The sequence below is a fragment of the Dyadobacter psychrophilus genome (assembly GCF_900167945.1).
In the GTDB taxonomy this organism is placed as follows: Bacteria; Bacteroidota; Bacteroidia; order Cytophagales; family Spirosomataceae; genus Dyadobacter; species Dyadobacter psychrophilus.
The window spans coordinates 763117-781120 of sequence record NZ_FUZA01000001.1; the positions used below are offsets into that span (position 1 = coordinate 763117).

Consider the following 18004-nt stretch of genomic DNA (forward strand, 5'->3'; position numbering starts at 1 on the left):
TTTATACCCGCGCAGAAAAATCCGATACATCCATTTTCAGCATTCTGCTTTTAAAAAGATCGGCTTTGTATTTAAAAATAAAATTGCGCAGCGACATTCCCGTGTGGTTCAGCATGCATAGATTGGCGGCTTCTTCGGAAACATTGAATTTGATCAGCAATTCCCCTATACGGACGCTCTTATTTTGCTGCATCTGACTTTTAAGATAGCCGATCATGGATTCCGTCAGATTTTGCTGCAGGGGCTCATCGGCCTTCTTGGATTCAAAATTGTTCCTGACCAGGATTGTCACGATCAGGTCAATGCTGCTTTTGATGAGTTTGATAAACGAAGGTGATTGCTGAGAAAGCTCAAATGATATCTGACCAACTAAATAGCTGACAGTTTGTGCGTCCCTATCATTTTTCACACGCATTCCTTGGCTGAGCCGGATGTTTTTGCATAGATTTTCGACTTGTTTGTAAGTATCCGCAAAATCGGGGCTGTATGCTTTCTTTTGCTGAAAATCGTGTGCCAAATGCGTATCAAAAGCGATCATCAGAATCTCGGTTCCCTTATCCTCCTGAAAAGTTGGCTGCTGGTCCGGTTCCAGAAAAATGACGCCACCGCTGACGTAAGAATGAATTTCACGATTTAGAATAAACTTCCCTTCCCCCGCTAGCACAAAAATGAGGCGGTAATGCGCAAGATGTTCCTGCCCGGAATCCAACCTGCGGGTTTTGCATTGAAGCAAATGGAATCGCTTGCGAACTGTAAACTTAACGGGCGACATGATACAAAATGGAGTAATGCTAATCCAATTTTGTTAATCAAAATTTATCGCGAAAATTTTTGTGTCCGTAGGTCAATTATTGCTTCCCGAAAAGCCATTTCTACATGCGGAAGCATTTGGAGCATTATCTTCCGAGCCAGTTTTTGAACCCTGTGATGCGGTCGGGGCTTACATGCACTTCTTGCGACGAAGCCGGATTCAGTTCCAGTTTCAGTCGGCCCGCAGAAATCGTGTGAATGTCGCGGATAGCCTCGATTGAGATCAATAAAGTGCGGTTAATGCGAAAAAACAGGCTTGGATCGAGGATTTGGGACAATTTTTCCAAACTATACTCCACCGCAAAATGTCTGCCATCGAAAAGCCTCAGAAAAGTGGCCCGCTCCTCAATGGTAAAATAAGCGATCTCCGAGGTTTTGAAAGTGAAGATCCGCGGACCGGCCGTGCATAGAAAGCGATCTTTATAAGGCTCGTTAACAACCACTTCCGCAGGCAAAAACGCTTGACCAGAAGGGGGAATGGCAGATAATTTTTTGAACTTCACAAGTGCAGCCTGTAATTCGAGCGGATTGACGGGTTTCAAAAGATAATCAATGCTGTTGGCCTTGAATGCTTTCAGCAGATATTCTTCAAAAGCGGTGGTGAAAATAACCGGAATTAACAGGTTAAGGCTTTCAATGATACGGAAACCGTTGTCATCTTCGAGGTGAATGTCCAGAAAAATGAGGTCAGGCTTGGTTTTTGCGTCATTTTCCAGATAGGCGATCGTTTCCAAAACCGACGGAATAATGGCCAGCACACGAATGCCGGCGTCTATCCCTACTATCAGTTTTTGCAAGCGCTCCGCACTAAGTTCCTCGTCTTCAACAATGAGCACATTCATACCAGCAATGGAATTTTTACAATAAAATTAGCGTCCGTTTTTTCAACAATAACCTGTTTGTTTTGTAAAAGCTTATATCTGCTTTCAATATTTTGCAAACCAAGCTTTGTCGAAGATCCATTCAATTTCCTGAGCTGCAAAGGATTGCACACCACCAGCATTTCATTTTGTATAAAAATCCGGATCGTGAGCGGGTTGCTGGCAGACATCGTGTTGTGTTTTACTGCGTTTTCGATCAGCGGCTGTAATGTAAGCGGAATGATGGAGAACCTATCGAGATCCTCCGGCGCAATGTTCACGTCCATGCGCACCTTGTCCTTAAAACGCGTCCGCAGCAAAAATGTGTAGGTCTCCAAAAACTTGATCTCCTCCTTCAAACTGATCTGGTGCAGTTCGGCCTGGCTGAGAATGTAGCGGTAAGCAAGCGAAAGCTGCTGGATAAATTCGCTCGATTTTTCGGGCTGTGATTCCACAAGCGATGCCAGAACACTGAGATTATTGAACAAAAAATGCGGGCTGATCTGGTTTTTAAGTGCCTGGAAGCGTGCTGCCATATTTTCCTTCGCCAGCTTCTCTGAATCTACCAACAACCTTTTCAACTTTTCCTGCACCTGATTACTCAGACACAAATAGTAGCCCGCAAGTAAAGCCAGTATGGTTAATGCCTGGTTCGATCGCCATTTGACAATTCCTATTTCAGACCAGGAAGTGCCGCGTAGGATCGGCCTCGGCACATGGGTCCAGTAAGAGTTCATAAAGCCCCAGGTATAAATCAGTATCAGATTGAAAAGCAGCGCGAGGGCAACAGCCGGCAGCAGCGTCATCAGCTGATGGGAAATTTTGAATTCCGAAGACCTGTCGCTGCCGGTGAGCAATGCCAGTTTTTGCAAAAACCAGTCGATGAGATAGATCCAGGTTGTGTAAAAGATTGTGCTGATGAGGATTTCAATGCAAAAGAGCGGCAATTTGGTTAATATGGTATTCCAAAAATCCTGCTGGACATTAATGAATGTTCGTAAGGGGATGTAGACAATTGCGAGAGCGAAGCCGAGCAACCATTTTTTACCAAAAATGTAAGGCCGCATATTGATTTGAATAGCTTTTTTCAAAAGTAAGTATAAATCTTTATTAGCTTAAAATCTCCTGGTGAACCGACATTAATGTGCCGGGGGTTGTGCTGTCTGAACATTAAAAAAAATCCTTAATCAGTTCCGTTACTTCCGATCGTATCCAACGTCTAAACTACAAGAGCGACCCACGCTTGTTTCCTGATTAAGAAACTTTTACTTTTAGACGTTGGAGAAAAAATTTAAAGTTGAATTGTTACCGGACGCTGTTAAATTTTTGGAAGAGCTCGGCATGGAGGCGCGCGAGAAGATCTACTATAATATCACGAAAGCGCAATATATAACTGATGCTGAGCTATTTAAAAAACTCAATAAGCACATTTGGGAGTTCAGGACAATGTATCAAAGCAGGGCTTACAGACTTTTTGCCTTCTGGGGCGAGGGTGCCGATGACACTATTGTGATTGCAACTCATGGAATTATGAAAAAGAGTAACAAAACTCCGGTTAAGGAAATCGAAAAAGCGGAGAACCTAAGACGGCAATACTTAAACGAAAGACGATGAAAGATTCAGGTAAAGCACTCAAAACCGTGTCGCTGGACACAATGATTGATAAGCATATTGGTGTGGTCGGCACTGAGAAGCGTGATGCTTTTGAAAATGAACTACGAATTGATCTGCTTGGAAATGCGATAAAAACAGCAAGGATTGAGCGACAGCTTACACAGGAACAGCTAGGTGAATTGGTTGGCGTACAGAAAGCACAGATCTCGAAGCTGGAAAACAGCGTCACCAATGCGCGCCTCGAAACTGTTCTCAAAGTGTTTGCTGCGTTGGGGGCCAGGGTGAATTTTAGGGTGGAGATGAATACGTGATCTGTTCTTAAACCAGTTTAAGTTTTTTCAAAACGCTGCTTGCGATCTTTGTCTTGTTGAAAAAATAATTCATTATAAATACAAGATCATGGAAAATCGATTGAATATGCAGGCAGTGCAGCCGGAAGCTTATAAAGCAATGTTTGCGCTGGAAGGATTTCTGAAAAACAGCCAGTTAACCAAAGTCCATAAAGAACTGATTAAAATGCGGGCGTCGCAGATCAATGGCTGTGCGTTTTGTCTGGATATGCATAGCAAAGAGGCGCTTAAAACGGGCGAAACCATAGAACGCCTCATATTGCTGAATGCCTGGAAAGAGACAACACTTTTTACAAAGGAAGAAAAGATCATTCTAGCATTGACAGAGGCGGTTACATTGATCCATCACGAAGGCATCCCTGCCGAACTCTACCGCCAGGCAGAAGAAACTTTTGGCCAGCAATATCTGGCGCAGCTCATCATGGCTATTGTGACGATCAACGGCTGGAACCGCATTGCGATCAGCACGCATATGCAACCGGCCGGTTAAAAATCACGATTGGATGCAACGTTAGGAAAGCGGAATGGTGTCTCATGGAGTAACGCCGCACCGTTACCTTACCTTTCAATGCTATCCAGAAAATTCTACCTCTCATTAACCCTGTTTGCGCTGCTGTTTATCTTTTCGGAGCTTGTTTTCAGGCTGGCCCTTGTATTTTTCGGCTACCCTTTCTTACAGCCCGCGCGTTATCTCGAAAAAAAATATTATCCCTACATTCAGCCCATGCAGCAGGCAAAAACTGAACGTGGGGATAATTCACGTAATATCCTTATCCTGGGCGGATCGGTCGTCAACACGCATTGGTCCCGGCTGGAAATGAGACTGGACACATTGTTTCAGAAGGCCTATCCCGATATCAAGAAATTCAACTTCTTCAATGTCGCAATGCCCGGACATAATTCCCGGGATAATGTGGTGAAATACCAGCTGCTGAAAGACCAGCATTACGATCTGGTGATCTACTATGAAGCGATTAATGAGAACCGTGCCAACAACATTTCTCCGCAAATGTTCTATGCCGATTACAGCCATATCAAATGGTACGACGAGATAAACCTGCTCTTGCTCCACCCGGAAATGAACATTACCGTGATGCCCTACGCCGTGCATTTACTCTATAAAAACGTTAAGGATAAGCTCAGGCACCGGAATTACATCAGCAACGACGAGGTGGACCCGAACTATGCCGCCTATGGCAAAGATATTAAGACCGCAGCTTCCTATTATGACAACATCAGCGCCATTGCCCGCCTGGCCAGGGAAAAGCAAGATCCGCTGCTGCTGGTGAAGTATGCATCATATTTCCCCACCGGCGTGAAGCTGACGGGTAAGGCCACCGACAAAAAGTATTTCACTCCCTGCTATATGGTATCGCCCGTTACCACATGGGGCAAACCCGAAAATGTGCTCAAAGGCATTCGGACACATAACGAAATGCTGGAAAAAGTCCATCGCGAACAGCAAACCTACTTTTTCGACATGTCGGCGGTTATGCCAAAAGATTCAGCAACCTTTTGCGACGTTTGCCACCTCAGCGAGCAGGGTGCGCAGAGATTCGCAAAAGAGCTTTCGAAGTATGTTGTTTCAAGCGGGGTATTAAGATGACTTGTCTTTTTACCATTTAATTCATCTCAAAAACTTCATTTAAATCCATATTTAGACCAATTATCGTTTAACTTTGTGCACCTTGACTCTCAAAACAGGGAAAACGCATCAGGTTAACCCAGTATCTACTAATTCGTCTTTGTATGAAAAAACTTCTTATTGCCGCTTGCGCATTCTTCTCATTTGCTGCTCAGGCTCAGCAAAATGTGCTTCTTGAACAGTCGTTCTGGAAAACCTCCCCGGATATAAATGCAGTAAAAGCGGAAATTGAAAAAGGAAGCAATCCGTCTCAATTTAATAACAATATGTTTGATCCGGTCGTGTTGGCGATCAACGCCGGTGCCCCCAATCCTACCATTGAATATCTGCTTACCCAGCCGGGCAACACAGTCGACAAGGCAACCCACGATGGCCGCATTTACCTGCACTGGGCAGCCATGCGCGGCAATGTGGAGCTGATGGAATATCTTGTTGCAAAAGGCGCGAAAGGAAATTATGTGGATGGCCACGGTGCTACCCCGATCAATTTTGCAGCGGGTGGCGGTCAGCAGAACACTAAGGTTTACGACATCTGCCTGGCGCACGGTGCCGATCTGAAAAAAGACTTGAACAATGATGGTGCCAATGCATTGCTGATTGGTGTTGCCAATGATAAGGACCTGGCTTTGACCAATTACTTTATCTCAAAAGGCCTGGACCTTAAAAGCACCGATGCCGCCGGTAATAACGCATTCAGTTATGCTGCACGGGCGGGCAAAATCGAGGTGCTGAAAGCGCTTCTGGCCAAAGGAGTTCCAGCAAATTCGAATGCTATCCTAATGGCGGCACAGGGCTCACGCGGAGGTGCTAACCCGATAGAAGTTTATCAATATCTGGAAAGCCTGAAACTGAAACCAACGGTCATCGGCAAGAACGGAGAAAACGCATTGCATGCCATTGTTCGCAAGCCTAAGCAGGAAGAAATCATCAAATATTTCCTAAGCAAAGGTGTGGACGTCAACAAAGCGGATGAAGATGGCAACACCGTTTTCATGAATGCCGCCGCCAGCAATCGCGACACAGCAACCATTGGAATATTACTTTCCACTGTTAAAAACATTAACCAAGGCAACGAAAAGGGCGTTAGCGCGCTTGCAATGGCGGTTCGCAGCAATTCTCCGGAAGTGATCGGGTATCTGATTGGCAAGGGTGCCGACATTAATATGATTGACAAAAACGGCGATAACCTGGCATTTTACCTTGCACAATCCTACAATGCGAGGACGGCAAATGAATTTGCGCCGAAACTGAAGGTTTTGCAGGATAAAGGTTTCAAAGTTGCAGCACCCGCCAAAAATGGCAACACATTATATCACGTAGCAGTAGCGAAAAATGACCTTGCGCTGGTAAAACTTTTGGAACCTTATCAGATTGATGTGAATGCAAAAAACACGGAGGGGATTACAGCGTTGCACAAAGCGGCGATGGTTTCCAAGGATGATGCAATGCTCAAATATCTGCTTTCGATCGGCGCCAAAAAGGAGATTGAAACCAACTTCAAAGAAACTGCTTTTGACCTTGCCGGCGAGAACGAATCGCTGTCTAAAAACAATGTAACTGTTAATTTCCTGAAATAATTTTCATGTCTGATTTACTTAAAATAACACTCCTTTTCTTCACGTTGACCATTGCCCGACCTCATGCGGCTGTTGCACAAACAACGGGCACCAGCAAATACAAATGCATGATCCAGATGACCAATTACATGGGTGAAGGCGCATACATTGTAATCTCGCTCATTAATGGCAAAGGTGCTTACGAAAAAACCTTGTACGTACTTGGGCCGGATAAAAAGTGGTATAACAGCATGAAGGAATGGCATAAATTCCAATCAAAACAAAAAACCAATATCAGCGCCATCACTGGAGCATCCGTCACAGGTGGCGACCGCAGCGTGAATGTGTTCGAGATTGATAATGCTAAAATCAATGCGGGTTACAAAATCCGTTTTGAGAGCGCAGTGGAAGACCAGAAATACCATGTAAAAGATCTCGAAATACCATTAACCACCGAGGCGCTTTCTGCCAAAAACGAAGGCACCGGATATATCCGCTACGTCCGGTTCAGCCCAAATTAATGCAATGAGTGCCCTATGACCATTTCAATATGGAGATACAGCCACCTCGCGTTGGCTGTGTCTTCTTTTCTTTTACTGACCCTCGCTTCCGTAACCGGCATCATCCTGGCATTCCAGCCATTATCGGAAAAAGTCCTACCCTACCGCACCGACAATTTTAATGAAACGACGCTCGCGCAGACCCTTCCGGTTTTAAGAAAATTATATCCGGAAATCAGCGAGTTGACGGTTGACAAAAATCAGTTTGTTCAGATCAAAGGCTCCGATGCCGAAGGAAAAAAGCTGCAAGCTTACATTGATCCGCAAACTGGCAGGATACTGGGTTATCCCGCACCAAAAAGTGAATTTTTTGAATGGGTTACCGCTTTACACCGCTCTCTTTTTATTCACGAAACCGGCCGTTTCCTGATCGGCCTTACGGCTTTCTTGCTGCTGCTCATCACCATTTCGGGCACAATGCTGATCATTCAGCGGCAGCGTGGCCTCAGACGATTTTTTACGCGCATTGTCAGGGATAATTTCGCCCAGTATTACCATGTGGTGCTTGGCAGGTTATCACTCATCCCGATCTTTATCATTGCATTAAGCGGCACTTATTTGTCCCTCGCCCGTTTTGGAATTATTGAATCCCCTAAGGTGTCGGCGGAAGTGGATTTTGATGCAATAAAATCGGAGCCTGTTAAAAACCCGGCCGATTTTGAGATTTTTAAAAAGGTAACATTGTCAGAAATCCAAACCGTAGAATTCCCGTTTTCAGAAGATCCCGAGGATTATTATACATTAAAACTCAACGATCGCGAAGTAACTGTGAACCAGATCACCGGGGACATTTTAAGTGAGGTCAATTACCCGACTGCCGCAATGCTTACCGAACTGAACCTGGACCTGCACACTGGCCGTACAAACGCGATCTGGGCAGTTATTCTGGCGGTTGCATCAGGGAACATCCTGTTTTTTATTTACTCTGGCTTTGCCATGACATTCAAGCGCAGGGCCAACCGGGTAAAAAACAAGTACACTGCCCGTGAAAGCGAGTTTATCATTCTCGTGGGCTCCGAAAACGGAAGCACTTTTGGCTTTGCCAATGCCGTTCATAAACAGCTTATTGCGGGCGGAAAATCGGCTTTTGTTACGGAATTAAATAATTATCAGGTTTTTCCAAAAGCCTCGAACATGATCGTGATGGCGGCGACATACGGGCTAGGTAACCCGCCCACCAATGCTGTACGGTTCGCAGCGCAATTGGAAAAGCATCAGCAGCCCAATCCTATCCGTTTCTCCGTAGTGGGCTTCGGTTCGCACGGGTATCCTGATTTTTGCAAGTTCGCTTTTGAGGTTGATAACCTTTTTGCAAAGCAGAAATGGGCCATTCCTTCGCTCGAAATCCATACCGTTAATGACAAATCCCCGGATGAATTCGGGCAGTGGGCAGCCAGCTGGGCGCAACAGGCAGGTGTAGAGCTCGCAGTTTCAGCTGATTCACTGGCAGCCCGGCAAGAACCCCTGCAAGAGCTGACAGTGGTTCGTAAAACAACCGTTTCCGCCGCAGGAGAGTCATTTTTAATCAGCTTTCGGGCAAATGAACGAACTAACTTCACTTCGGGTGATTTGCTGGCTATTTATCCGGCCAACGATCATCGCGAGCGCCTTTATTCCATTGGTAAGGTTGGGAACAACATTCAATTGAGCGTGAAATTGCACGAAGGAGGCTTGGGTTCTGATTATTTGTACCGCCTTAATGCAGAAAGCGTGATCAGCACACGGATCGTTGGGAACGAGCATTTTCATTTTCCGGAAAAAGCAACTTCCGTCATCATGATCTCCAATGGAACAGGCATTGCACCATTCCTGGGCATGATCGATCAGCGAAATTTGAATGCTAACTGCCGGTTATACTGTGGGTTCCGGGACCAGGCTTCTTTTTCGATTTATAAATCGGCGATTGATAATAATTTGAATGACAAAAAGTTAGCAAGTCTGCACATTGCCTATTCCCGCGAGGGAGAGCGACAATATGTTCGGGACTTATTGGCCAGGGACGAAGTTTTTGTAGCGGACACACTGCAAAATAATGGCGTGATCATGCTTTGCGGGTCGTTGTCGATGCAAAACAATGTGATAGCATTGCTGGATGATATTTGCCAGGCTCGTTTAGGAAAAAATATCAGCTATTATCAGTCTCACGGCCAGGTGCTGATGGATTGTTATTGAGCTTGATATTTGGAAATATCAAAATTCCGGGAGGTGAGCACTTTACCCTCGTCCGTAATCATGATGCAGCTGAATTCCGGAAAATCATTGATCAATTCCATTCCGGCATGTTTTCCCATCACCATTAACGAAGTACTGAAACCGTTCGCCTGCTCAGCACTGGGGCCGAAAACCGTTACGCTGGTAAGTCCGCTTGCCGGGTAACCCGTTGCGGGATTGATAATGTGCGAATAGCGCTTGCCGTTGAGTACAACAAATTTTTCATAACTGCCCGAAGTCACAACTGCTCCCTGACGAAGCGGCACCACGGCAAAAAGTTCTCCCTGGCGGTTCGGGTCCGTAATGCCGATCACCCAATCGCTGCCGTCCGGTTGCTTTCCCCAGGCACTCATATCGCCCGAGCCATTCACAATCCCGGCTTTAATGCCTTTTTTTAACATCATATCCCGGCATTGATCCGCTGCGTAACCTTCTCCCAATGCTCCAAAACCGATCTTCATTCCCTTCTTTTTCAGAAAAATAGTCGTGTGCTTTTTATCGAGGATAATGTTTTGATAACCAACCTTTTCAACGGATTTCGCAATCTTCCCGGCAGATGGCATTTCGGTCATAGAGCCGTCGAATTTCCAGATGCGGTCCATGGCTGCGAAGCTGATATCGAATGCGCCGCGGGTTAACTTTGAAAGTGCAAGTGCCCTTTCTGTCAATTCAAAAACCTCTAGATCGACTTTTACGGGACGAATGCCCGCATTGGCATTCACTTCTGAAACCTGGGACGTGGGTTTCCAATCAGAGATCAGGTTCTCTATCCGCGTGATTTCAGCGATCACCGCATCAATATTCTTTTCTGCTCCCGCTGAATCTTTGGCGACGATTGTAATGTCAAAACGGCCTCCCATGAGCATGGTGGTCCTTTTCCGCAAAACCTGGGCATGCGCTCCGAATGAAAAAAACAGGGCAAGAAACGTAAGGAAATATTTCATCTCAGATCACCTCAACCATGGAAGTTTCACCCACATATTCCGAAAAAAGCTGTACGATATATTCTGAAAAGTGAATCAGATTGAACATGCCAATGCGGATTTTGTTTGGCAGAATTCCAAAATATTTTTTAAATGCTGCGGTGAAATGCGTGGGATTTTTGTATCCTGTTTTTTGAGAAATCTCTCCGATCTTACTTCCCGGTTGCTGCAACATCAACATTGAATTTTCCATCCGCAGATCGTGCAGATAACCAAAAACAGGTTTGCCGAAAACTTCTTTGAAATACTTTTTGAGATTAAATTCATTTGTCCCGATCTGATGAGCAAGATCTTTCAGCGACCACGTTTTATCCAGATTCTCAGACAGGATTTTTCTTGCCAGATGCATTTTTTCCTTGTCCGCTTCTTTCAATGAGGATGTGATGTCCGGCAAAGGAAGTTGCTCATATTGTTCAAATTGCAAAGCCATTAGCTCAATCACTTTGGCTTTGATAAATAAGCTTTTGTAATACCCGCTGTAAGTACAATTCAGGATCTCGAACAGGGAGGAAATCATTCGGGAAGTAAGCGGCAGGTTCCGCATGCTCATAAATGCTGGCAAAAGTGCGTCTATTCCCGTCTGGAAGTGTTTGCAAAGCGGATGTGACGCCGGCAGGTTGTTGAAGAAAAATTCCGTGCTCATATTGACCGCAAAGACCTCCACCTGCTCATTGGGCTTCCATTGCACCAAAAGATTTCTTTCAGGCAAGAGGAACAAGTTATGCTGCTGCGTCTTGAACCTGACAAATGGTTTGGTAGCCGTTTCGGAAAAATACGTCGTGCTGCTTTGCAAGCTGAAATTCATCTGGATATGGGAGCCCGACGACCTCACAAGAAGCGGTTTGTCGGAAAGCACCTGAAAATGTCCGTACCAAACAAATAAGCCTTCGGTAATCAGCTCCTTTCCAATTCCTTTTGTCCTTTCGTCGTCGTAAATCAGATCACGTTCGGTAACTTCTTCTCTGGCATGTCCTGTAAAATCTGGAAACTGCCAAAAATGGTTTTTCTTTATTTCGTCCAGGACCGGATCACAACTCATTTCTCCCTGATGCGTCATTTTTTTACCTTAATTCACTCATGATGGCTCCTACTCAAAGGCAGCCTTACAAAAGTAACCCGTATTTAGACTGCTTTTAAACAATATTGTAAAAAAATGCGGACGGCAACTGACAATGACCATCCGCATTAACATTAACTACCGCTAAATCAATATCTCATGAATTTGGTTAGTGTGATTTTCTTTTTTTATAGATTATACCAGGAGTGCAATCAAACTAAGCTGGTAACATGAAGCGCCTTTCCGTTTCGGTGCCTGGCCATTATATACTCATGTATGGACATCGTTACCGACCTCGCCTCGCAAGCCATTTCGTTCCTGACGCTGCTGCAGGATATTTCAAAGGATAAGAACATTTTGACACGGGGCATGCGCGATGCAGAATACATGCCTGCCGTACGCCGAGAGTTATCCTTCTTTAAGCAACATGTGGCCGATATTGAATTGTCGTCGGCAGAACCTGATGCCGATGATAAATATAGCCTGGACGAAAAGCGGGTTAACCGGATCAAAGAAATCCTTTTTTGTTCCCTGCCATCTGCTGACGTAGATCAGGCATTACTCACCGCATTTTTTGATATTACAAAAGGATTACTTGATTGGCTCGACGGCTGGCGTGTGCAAGACGAAGCTGTGTTTTCCCAAAATTTGTTCGGAAACACGCCTATTCTATTGATGGCACCCGATGAATGGAGGCGAAATATCAGGCATATTTTGTACAGCAAGCCCGGGGAGCGTTTGATCCTGGCCAAAACCATTCATTATATGCCAGCATTGCTGATTTCGGCATTGGGTGAAAAAAATAAGGAACACCAGCGTATCTATCAGGTTTTCAATGACGGAAAACCTGACCCTTTGCTCTCGGACAAACACAACGAGGACGCATTGAAATGGTGGTCAGGCCTTCCTGCCGGGCCGGAGGGCTGGACTATTTCTGCCTATTTTGAAAGACGAAATGCTTCCGAAGCAGCTGATTATGACGCGGTTGCAATCAGCGAAGCAACTTCTTTGACCGGCAACAGGCTGGAAGTAGGTGCCGTTTTATTAAGTGATGACAGCGAGCTTTTCGATTGGGTAGTGAGGGAAAATCCTGTTTCGTTTGACATGACATTCAACCGCGAATTGGACCTGATTGCAAAAGCGCGGGAAAAGCGCCAGCAAGACCCGGGAAGCGAAAAAGCGGAATCTTACAAGTTTGATTCAGCCGGTCCGGATGGCAGCGAGTTTTTGCACCATTTTCCTCAATCGCCACCGCCGGGACATACAAAGGATCCCCTTAAAAGGGCCGAAGAGATGCAACTTACAGCGCTGGCGTTTTCCGGTGGCGGGATTCGCTCCGCAACTTTTAATTTGGGTATCATTCAAAAATTGGCAGAAAAAGGCGTTTTACATCATATTGATTATTTGTCAACTGTGTCGGGCGGCGGTTATATTGGTTCCTGGCTGCTCTCGTGGATCTACCGATCAGGCTCCATTTCAAAAGTTATCAGTCGCCTCGATACCCGCAAGTCTTCCGATCCGATGGCAGACGAGGTGCATCCACTCCGCTGGTTACGCATGTACAGCAACTATCTTTCGCCTAATGCGAGCATTATGTCCACCGACGCCTGGACGATAGGCATTACATGGATCAGGAACACGCTCATTAACCAGAGCATTCTCCTGATATTGCTCTGCGCTGTATTATCGGGCATTGAAACGGTGTATAAATGTTGGGATTGGCTCGCGGAGGACGTAGAATATGTCCAGTTCCCCACAACCGCTGCTGCTTGCGTCATGCTGATTATAGGGACTCTTCTCGCCGGCTACGGAATGCGGACCTTCGATAAAGAATTACCGCAAGAAGGCATTTTAAAATATGGAAGGAATAGTTTGCTGGCCGTTTATCTGGTTGGATGGGCGCTTGTGTCGGCGTTTTTCTTATCAACCTGGCTTTACAAGGTCGCGAAAGATACTTATCTGCTCACAGACAAGCTTCTGATTTTTGGGGCGCCGGCTGCGGTTGCTCTCATTTGCATTGTGGCCATTGCCTACGCCGGCAATTATCAGAGACATGAGCGTTTTGGCAATAAATACATTGCATTTGCCTTGATTGTCGTTTCCTCAGCGGTGGCAGTAGCGGCGACATTCCTGCTCATGGCGGGCGTTTGGAAATTCTATGAAAGCCTGCGGGAATCGTCCCCTTCCACACAGATCGTATATAGTTCAACGGAAGGCTGGCTCTCTCAGCTGACACGTATCATTGGTATCAAAACCCAGGCATTTACATTCGGACTACCTATTGTTCTTGAAGTTATGAGCGTTGCCGTGGTCATCAGAATGTTCATTATGGGCATTTTCTTTTCTGACGAACGGCGCGAATGGTGGGGACGGACCGGCGCGGTGCTGCATCGTTTCATAGTGATCTGGATTGTGATGACTATTTCAGTTTTTATCTTACCAAAACTTGTGAGCCGGATCGGGCAGGCGGAAATTCAATCATTTGTCGGGTTACTCGGCGGCTGGATGGCGCTTGTAGGGGCTGGCGTCCGCCTGGCTTTCAGCTCTACAACATCCGGAGAAAACCAGGACAAGAGCGGTTTAAGTGTAAAAGAAATATTCGTGCGTGCCGTGCCTTATCTTTTCATGATCGGTTTTGTCCTGATCGGCTCGGCAACATTAAATTATTTTCAAAGAATTGCTTTATGGCATGCGGAAACACGGTTTGGCGAGTTCTGTCTTGCAATTTTGAACACCATCATTCTGGGTTTGCTGACCGCTTTACTGAGCTGGCGGGCAGGCGTAAACGAATTCACGCTGCATCACTTTTACCGCAACAGGCTCATCCGCGCCTATTTGGGCGCAACACGTCGCCGCACCGATCGCATGCAAACCGCCAACAGTTTCACCGGTTTTGACAGCAAGGACGACATTCCGCTCGAAGATTTTGTCAAGAAAAGTTACTATGGCCCCTACCCGCTCATTAATACCGCCCTCAATGCAACAGTGGTCTCTGAGCTGGACAGGCAGGACCGCAAAGCGGAATCATTCCTTTTTTCTCCACTTTTTTGTGGCTTCGATTTCAGCGCGACGCGTGCGGCTGCCTATGATAAAAATGGCGTCTCAAATTACGGCTATCGTCCAACGTCCGAATTTGGAGGCGGCCCGACACTGGGAACTGCCATGGCCATTTCGGGTGCGGCCGTCAATCCGAACATGGGTTACCATTCCGCGACCGCAACCGCATTTCTCCTGAGTGTATTTAATGTCAAATTAGGATGGTGGATCGGCAATCCGCGGACAAAAAAATGGAAAAATCCGGAGCCCTTTTTCGGTCTGGCCTACCTGGTTTCCGATCTCATCGGCAAATCCGATATAAGCTCCGAATATGTAAGCTTGTCAGACGGAGGACATTTTGACAATATGGGCCTTTACGAGCTGGTCCGGCGCAGGTGCAGCCTGATCATCCTGTCAGACGCCGAAGAAGACGACAAATCGCTTTGTGAAGGTCTTGCCATGGCAGTAAGACGCTGCCGGATCGATTTCGGCGTTGAAATAGTCATTAACACAGACAGCATTACATCCAATGACGAAAAGACCAGATTTTGCAAATCACATATAGCCGAAGGAACAATTAAATACCCCGGAAACGCAAAGCCCGGAAAGCTCATCTACATCAAAACCGCCATCACCGGCGACGAACCAACCGACATCCGGGAATACAAAATGCAAAACCCCCTATTCCCCCAGCAGCCAACATCAGACCAGTTCTTCACCGAAGAGCAGTTTGAGAGTTATAGGAAATTGGGGTATCATAGTTTGGTTTGAGGGGATTGGGGCAAGAGAGAGGGCTTTGAAAATCGCCCTTCCTTGCCTTTAAATGCGGTTTGGTATCCAATATGGTAACCAACCCTTAGAATTTGAGCCCTTTTTAAGGTGTGCCTTCCTTACCGGAAAGGTCCGATAAGGAAGGCACTTTTACTTCAGGGATACAAACCGATATAGATTTTGAATTGCGTTTTCCTCTTAAAGACTTCATGGTATATTTAAACTGGTGTTTACGCGTTTCTCTTTCTCCATCTGGGCAAAGGATCGCACCCTTAGGCTTTCCCATCAGCTCCGCGCGGCACAGAGCTTTGATCGCTTTGTTTTCTGCAATAATGCTGTCAGCCTCTTCTTTCGATAATACAGAGGTTTTCAGCATAGGGCCTTCTCCACGCATCCACCATTCAGCTGACATCTCTGGAAAACCATTAAGGATGGCAACGGTTGTTTTAAAATCCGGCTTAGAATAGCCTTTTAAATATTAAAATAAGTCGCTCTACTTCCACCGATTTTCTCAAGCAATCCCTTAACACCTATGCCATAGTTATCCATTAAAGACCACAATCGATCTTTTAAAATTGATTCTGGAGGAGGCTAATAAGCTTGAAACCCAGCATATCGAACAAGCAGCGAAGCCGATGAACTGAAAGCGAAAGAGGACAAGATCAAAGGAGACCGCGAAAAGCTTGAAGCGGGTAAAGCAGAGCTCGAAGCCAAGAAAATACCCGTTCCGACAGTTGTAACAATAATAAGCGAGCTTGTTGCGTTTTCAGCCAATGAGCCAGGGCCTACCAAAAAAGTTTTAAAGGGAGCCGCCGCTGCTGGAAATCAAGTCAGAAGCCAGGATTTAAATGTGTTCAATGACATGGCTGCTGACTTGGAGATCTGGATCGAGAAATATGCCTTCAATACAACAGACGGCAAAAAAGCTCACGAAGATTTTAAAGCCGGACTCGACCTTCTTTCCAGGCAACCAGTTTAACCAAGGCTGAATAATGCGCGCCGCGATCATCCTCATGCTGCTGCTTTGTGTGGCTTCAATGGCCGACTCATTCATTGAGTCTGTTATTGATCGCCTGAACTGGACTGACCTGATTACAATGGGAATTGTAGTGTTTGCCGCGCTTCTCATTTACACTGTCAACAACGCTCAAACACGTGGACGATGAAAGAACCGAACAACCATTGGATCATGATAGTGTACCTGTACTGGCTGTTCCAATTCATCCTGATCGTAGCCGCTGCATGTGTGGCAATCCTTATTGCAACTGCGGTTTTTGGCCCGACGACGATCACGAGCGTAATCCAAACCGTGCTGCACTTGATCAACGTATAATCATAACCGCACTTTAGCAATTAGGTCCGAGGGTTACAGTGCCTGTCTCCCTATTGCCTAGTCAACCAATTCTAAATCTATCAAAATGACAACTCCTATTTTTCAGGAAGTACAGGATGATCTTCGCGTCAAACTGGAAAACTTCACCAAACGATTAAACAACCCTCCGAAGCCGGAAGAACTTCAAAAGACGCCCAATGGCAAGGCCTGGCACTAACCCATCTCTTTTGTCGAAATGTCGCTGGACGAGATGTTTTTGGTCTATGGAGCACTGAGAACTTCCGCTGGTCAGCCCTTCAAAACGAGGTTCAAGGATCGATTGACCTGGTTGTGCTTGAACCGGTTACAGGCTTTACAATTCGTCGCACAGGATCGGCCAGCATTCAGATCATGGTGGACGCTGTACCCGAAGAATTGAAGCACGAGAAAAACTGCTGGTCGATCGATGTCGGCAACAAAAAGCCGAATGCCCTTTATCAGGGATTTCCGAAGCTGAAAGCTGAATGTATCAAAATACAGCTCTTTCCCTTGGCAAATCGTTTGGCCGTGATATCAACCGGAAAATTGCCGACGAATAGAAATACCAACCAAAGCATTAAAGATCAGATTTAGAAAAAGGGTTTAGCAATGTGCCGCCCGACATACCAATTCGAGCCCCGTCTCGCGGGTTACTTTGAGACAGTTTAAAACCATAACAGATTCGAACCTATACCAAAATTGTCAAGGCTAAATGCTCACAGTTTTAATAGCTGGGACTTTGTGGAAACCTCTGAAATGACCCCTTATTTCAGTAATGTTAGCACTAAAAGACCGACAAAGGCCCATGTTATAAATCCTCGAACTGGTAAGGCATATTGCGGTTTTGACCATCCTTTTGCAGAATATGCTTTGAGCCTGAAACAGTCAGAATGGTTGCCGATATGTGCGCAAAGTGTTTGAGCTCATGCCCTCATTGAAAACAGTTAAAATTTGACAGAGCCAAACCAATTAACATAGATATCAGAATTGAGTGCAGTGATTATTATGAAATGTTGACGCACTTATCTGTTATACGCTCAGAAATTAAAGAAAGCGTAACCAAATTGAGGTCGAGTCAGACGAGCTTACAGCCATTAAAATTGAGGACTCAAATTGCTACGGGTATCACTCGGTAGAAATTACTAATTTTTAACAGCATTGAACCCATGTGGTCTGTGGTTAATAGCTTAATGTCGAGCC

18 protein-coding genes are annotated in these 18004 nt (G+C 45.7%); 12 read left to right on the forward strand and 6 right to left on the reverse strand.

From position 1 onward, the window contains the following. Position 1 precedes the first annotated feature (1 nt). The 3 genes from B5X68_RS03350 to B5X68_RS03360 form a co-directional block, all read right to left on the reverse strand. On the reverse strand, positions 2–772 hold the full coding sequence (locus B5X68_RS03350; RefSeq protein WP_082213238.1) for a hypothetical protein: 771 nt from the start codon (positions 770–772) through the stop codon (positions 2–4). A gap of 124 nt (positions 773–896) precedes the next feature. Then, positions 897–1652, reverse strand: a complete 756-nt coding sequence (locus B5X68_RS03355) for a LytR/AlgR family response regulator transcription factor (RefSeq protein WP_082213239.1) — start codon at positions 1650–1652, stop codon at positions 897–899. After that, a complete protein-coding gene (locus B5X68_RS03360; RefSeq protein WP_229208264.1) occupies positions 1649–2761 on the reverse strand; it encodes a sensor histidine kinase in 1113 nt (370 codons plus the stop codon). The genes B5X68_RS03355 and B5X68_RS03360 overlap by 4 nt, the downstream gene beginning before the upstream one ends. A 187-nt stretch (positions 2762–2948) precedes the next feature. Between B5X68_RS03360 and B5X68_RS03365 the strand changes: the two genes are divergently transcribed. The 7 genes from B5X68_RS03365 (at position 2949) to B5X68_RS03395 (ending at position 9567) form a co-directional block, all read left to right on the forward strand. After that, complete coding sequence (locus B5X68_RS03365; protein WP_082213240.1) at positions 2949–3284, forward strand: type II toxin-antitoxin system RelE/ParE family toxin; 336 nt, start codon at positions 2949–2951, stop codon at positions 3282–3284. Beyond that, positions 3281–3595, forward strand: coding sequence for a helix-turn-helix transcriptional regulator (locus tag B5X68_RS03370; protein ID WP_082213241.1), 315 nt, complete (start codon positions 3281–3283; stop codon positions 3593–3595). The genes B5X68_RS03365 and B5X68_RS03370 overlap by 4 nt, the downstream gene beginning before the upstream one ends. A gap of 88 nt (positions 3596–3683) precedes the next feature. Next, positions 3684–4124: a carboxymuconolactone decarboxylase family protein gene (locus tag B5X68_RS03375; RefSeq protein ID WP_082213242.1), complete on the forward strand. Its 441-nt coding sequence runs from the start codon at positions 3684–3686 to the stop codon at positions 4122–4124. Positions 4125–4202: 78 nt separating this feature from the next. After that, positions 4203–5240, forward strand: coding sequence for a hypothetical protein (locus B5X68_RS03380; RefSeq protein WP_082213243.1), 1038 nt, complete (start codon positions 4203–4205; stop codon positions 5238–5240). Positions 5241–5383: 143 nt separating this feature from the next. Beyond that, the gene (locus B5X68_RS03385) at positions 5384–6856 is read left to right on the forward strand and encodes an ankyrin repeat domain-containing protein (RefSeq protein ID WP_082213244.1); all 1473 of its coding nucleotides are present in this window, start codon (positions 5384–5386) and stop codon (positions 6854–6856) included. Between the two features lie 5 nt (positions 6857–6861). Further along, positions 6862–7356: a DUF2271 domain-containing protein gene (locus B5X68_RS03390; protein ID WP_082213245.1), complete on the forward strand. Its 495-nt coding sequence runs from the start codon at positions 6862–6864 to the stop codon at positions 7354–7356. Between the two features lie 15 nt (positions 7357–7371). Next, positions 7372–9567, forward strand: coding sequence for a PepSY domain-containing protein (locus tag B5X68_RS03395; RefSeq protein WP_082213246.1), 2196 nt, complete (start codon positions 7372–7374; stop codon positions 9565–9567). On the opposite strand, the gene B5X68_RS03400 is transcribed toward B5X68_RS03395, so the two are convergent. Together B5X68_RS03400 and B5X68_RS03405 are read right to left on the reverse strand one after the other, a co-directional pair. Next, positions 9561–10550 (reverse strand): FAD:protein FMN transferase, encoded by a 990-nt coding sequence (locus B5X68_RS03400; protein ID WP_082213247.1) that lies wholly within the window; start codon positions 10548–10550, stop codon positions 9561–9563. The genes B5X68_RS03395 and B5X68_RS03400 overlap by 7 nt on opposite strands. Position 10551: 1 nt before the next feature. Beyond that, on the reverse strand, positions 10552–11646 hold the full coding sequence (locus tag B5X68_RS03405; protein WP_082213248.1) for a helix-turn-helix transcriptional regulator: 1095 nt from the start codon (positions 11644–11646) through the stop codon (positions 10552–10554). A 276-nt stretch (positions 11647–11922) separates the two neighbouring features. On the opposite strand from B5X68_RS03405, the gene B5X68_RS03410 reads away from it, so the two are divergent. After that, positions 11923–15453, forward strand: a complete 3531-nt coding sequence (locus B5X68_RS03410) for a patatin-like phospholipase family protein (protein WP_082213249.1) — start codon at positions 11923–11925, stop codon at positions 15451–15453. A gap of 103 nt (positions 15454–15556) precedes the next feature. On the opposite strand, the gene B5X68_RS03415 is transcribed toward B5X68_RS03410, so the two are convergent. Next, on the reverse strand, positions 15557–15865 hold the full coding sequence (locus B5X68_RS03415; RefSeq protein ID WP_082213250.1) for a hypothetical protein: 309 nt from the start codon (positions 15863–15865) through the stop codon (positions 15557–15559). Between the two features lie 580 nt (positions 15866–16445). Here B5X68_RS03415 and B5X68_RS28790 point away from each other — a divergent pair. The 4 genes from B5X68_RS28790 to B5X68_RS03420 all read left to right on the forward strand — a co-directional run bounded on the left by B5X68_RS28790 (position 16446) and on the right by B5X68_RS03420 (position 17398). Then, the gene (locus tag B5X68_RS28790) at positions 16446–16619 is read left to right on the forward strand and encodes a hypothetical protein (protein ID WP_170916566.1); all 174 of its coding nucleotides are present in this window, start codon (positions 16446–16448) and stop codon (positions 16617–16619) included. Then, positions 16616–16786, forward strand: a complete 171-nt coding sequence (locus tag B5X68_RS28795) for a hypothetical protein (protein ID WP_170916567.1) — start codon at positions 16616–16618, stop codon at positions 16784–16786. The genes B5X68_RS28790 and B5X68_RS28795 overlap by 4 nt, the downstream gene beginning before the upstream one ends. A gap of 85 nt (positions 16787–16871) precedes the next feature. Beyond that, positions 16872–17003 carry a hypothetical protein gene (locus B5X68_RS29350; protein ID WP_262485856.1) on the forward strand — a complete coding sequence of 44 codons (132 nt, stop codon included), beginning with the start codon at positions 16872–16874 and terminating at the stop codon, positions 17001–17003. 113 nt (positions 17004–17116) lie between these two features. Further along, entirely contained in the window at positions 17117–17398 is a 282-nt protein-coding gene (locus tag B5X68_RS03420) for a hypothetical protein (RefSeq protein WP_141110178.1), read from the forward strand. Positions 17399–18004 lie beyond the last annotated feature (606 nt).

What these genes read in the sequence shown, in the direction of transcription:
- B5X68_RS03405 (WP_082213248.1), bottom strand. Translation starts at nt 11,646, where the DNA reads ATGACGCATCAGGGAGAAATGAGTTGTGATCCGGTCCTGGACGAAATA.
- B5X68_RS03400 (WP_082213247.1), bottom strand. Translation starts at nt 10,550, where the DNA reads ATGAAATATTTCCTTACGTTTCTTGCCCTGTTTTTTTCATTCGGAGCG.
- B5X68_RS03375 (WP_082213242.1), top strand. Translation starts at nt 3,684, where the DNA reads ATGGAAAATCGATTGAATATGCAGGCAGTGCAGCCGGAAGCTTATAAA.
- B5X68_RS03410 (WP_082213249.1), top strand. Translation starts at nt 11,923, where the DNA reads ATGGACATCGTTACCGACCTCGCCTCGCAAGCCATTTCGTTCCTGACG.
- B5X68_RS03385 (WP_082213244.1), top strand. Translation starts at nt 5,384, where the DNA reads ATGAAAAAACTTCTTATTGCCGCTTGCGCATTCTTCTCATTTGCTGCT.
- B5X68_RS29350 (WP_262485856.1), top strand. Translation starts at nt 16,872, where the DNA reads ATGACAACTCCTATTTTTCAGGAAGTACAGGATGATCTTCGCGTCAAA.
- B5X68_RS03390 (WP_082213245.1), top strand. Translation starts at nt 6,862, where the DNA reads ATGTCTGATTTACTTAAAATAACACTCCTTTTCTTCACGTTGACCATT.
- B5X68_RS28795 (WP_170916567.1), top strand. Translation starts at nt 16,616, where the DNA reads ATGAAAGAACCGAACAACCATTGGATCATGATAGTGTACCTGTACTGG.
- B5X68_RS28790 (WP_170916566.1), top strand. Translation starts at nt 16,446, where the DNA reads ATGCGCGCCGCGATCATCCTCATGCTGCTGCTTTGTGTGGCTTCAATG.
- B5X68_RS03415 (WP_082213250.1), bottom strand. Translation starts at nt 15,865, where the DNA reads ATGTCAGCTGAATGGTGGATGCGTGGAGAAGGCCCTATGCTGAAAACC.
- B5X68_RS03355 (WP_082213239.1), bottom strand. Translation starts at nt 1,652, where the DNA reads ATGAATGTGCTCATTGTTGAAGACGAGGAACTTAGTGCGGAGCGCTTG.
- B5X68_RS03350 (WP_082213238.1), bottom strand. Translation starts at nt 772, where the DNA reads ATGTCGCCCGTTAAGTTTACAGTTCGCAAGCGATTCCATTTGCTTCAA.
- B5X68_RS03370 (WP_082213241.1), top strand. Translation starts at nt 3,281, where the DNA reads ATGAAAGATTCAGGTAAAGCACTCAAAACCGTGTCGCTGGACACAATG.
- B5X68_RS03380 (WP_082213243.1), top strand. Translation starts at nt 4,203, where the DNA reads ATGCTATCCAGAAAATTCTACCTCTCATTAACCCTGTTTGCGCTGCTG.
- B5X68_RS03395 (WP_082213246.1), top strand. Translation starts at nt 7,372, where the DNA reads ATGACCATTTCAATATGGAGATACAGCCACCTCGCGTTGGCTGTGTCT.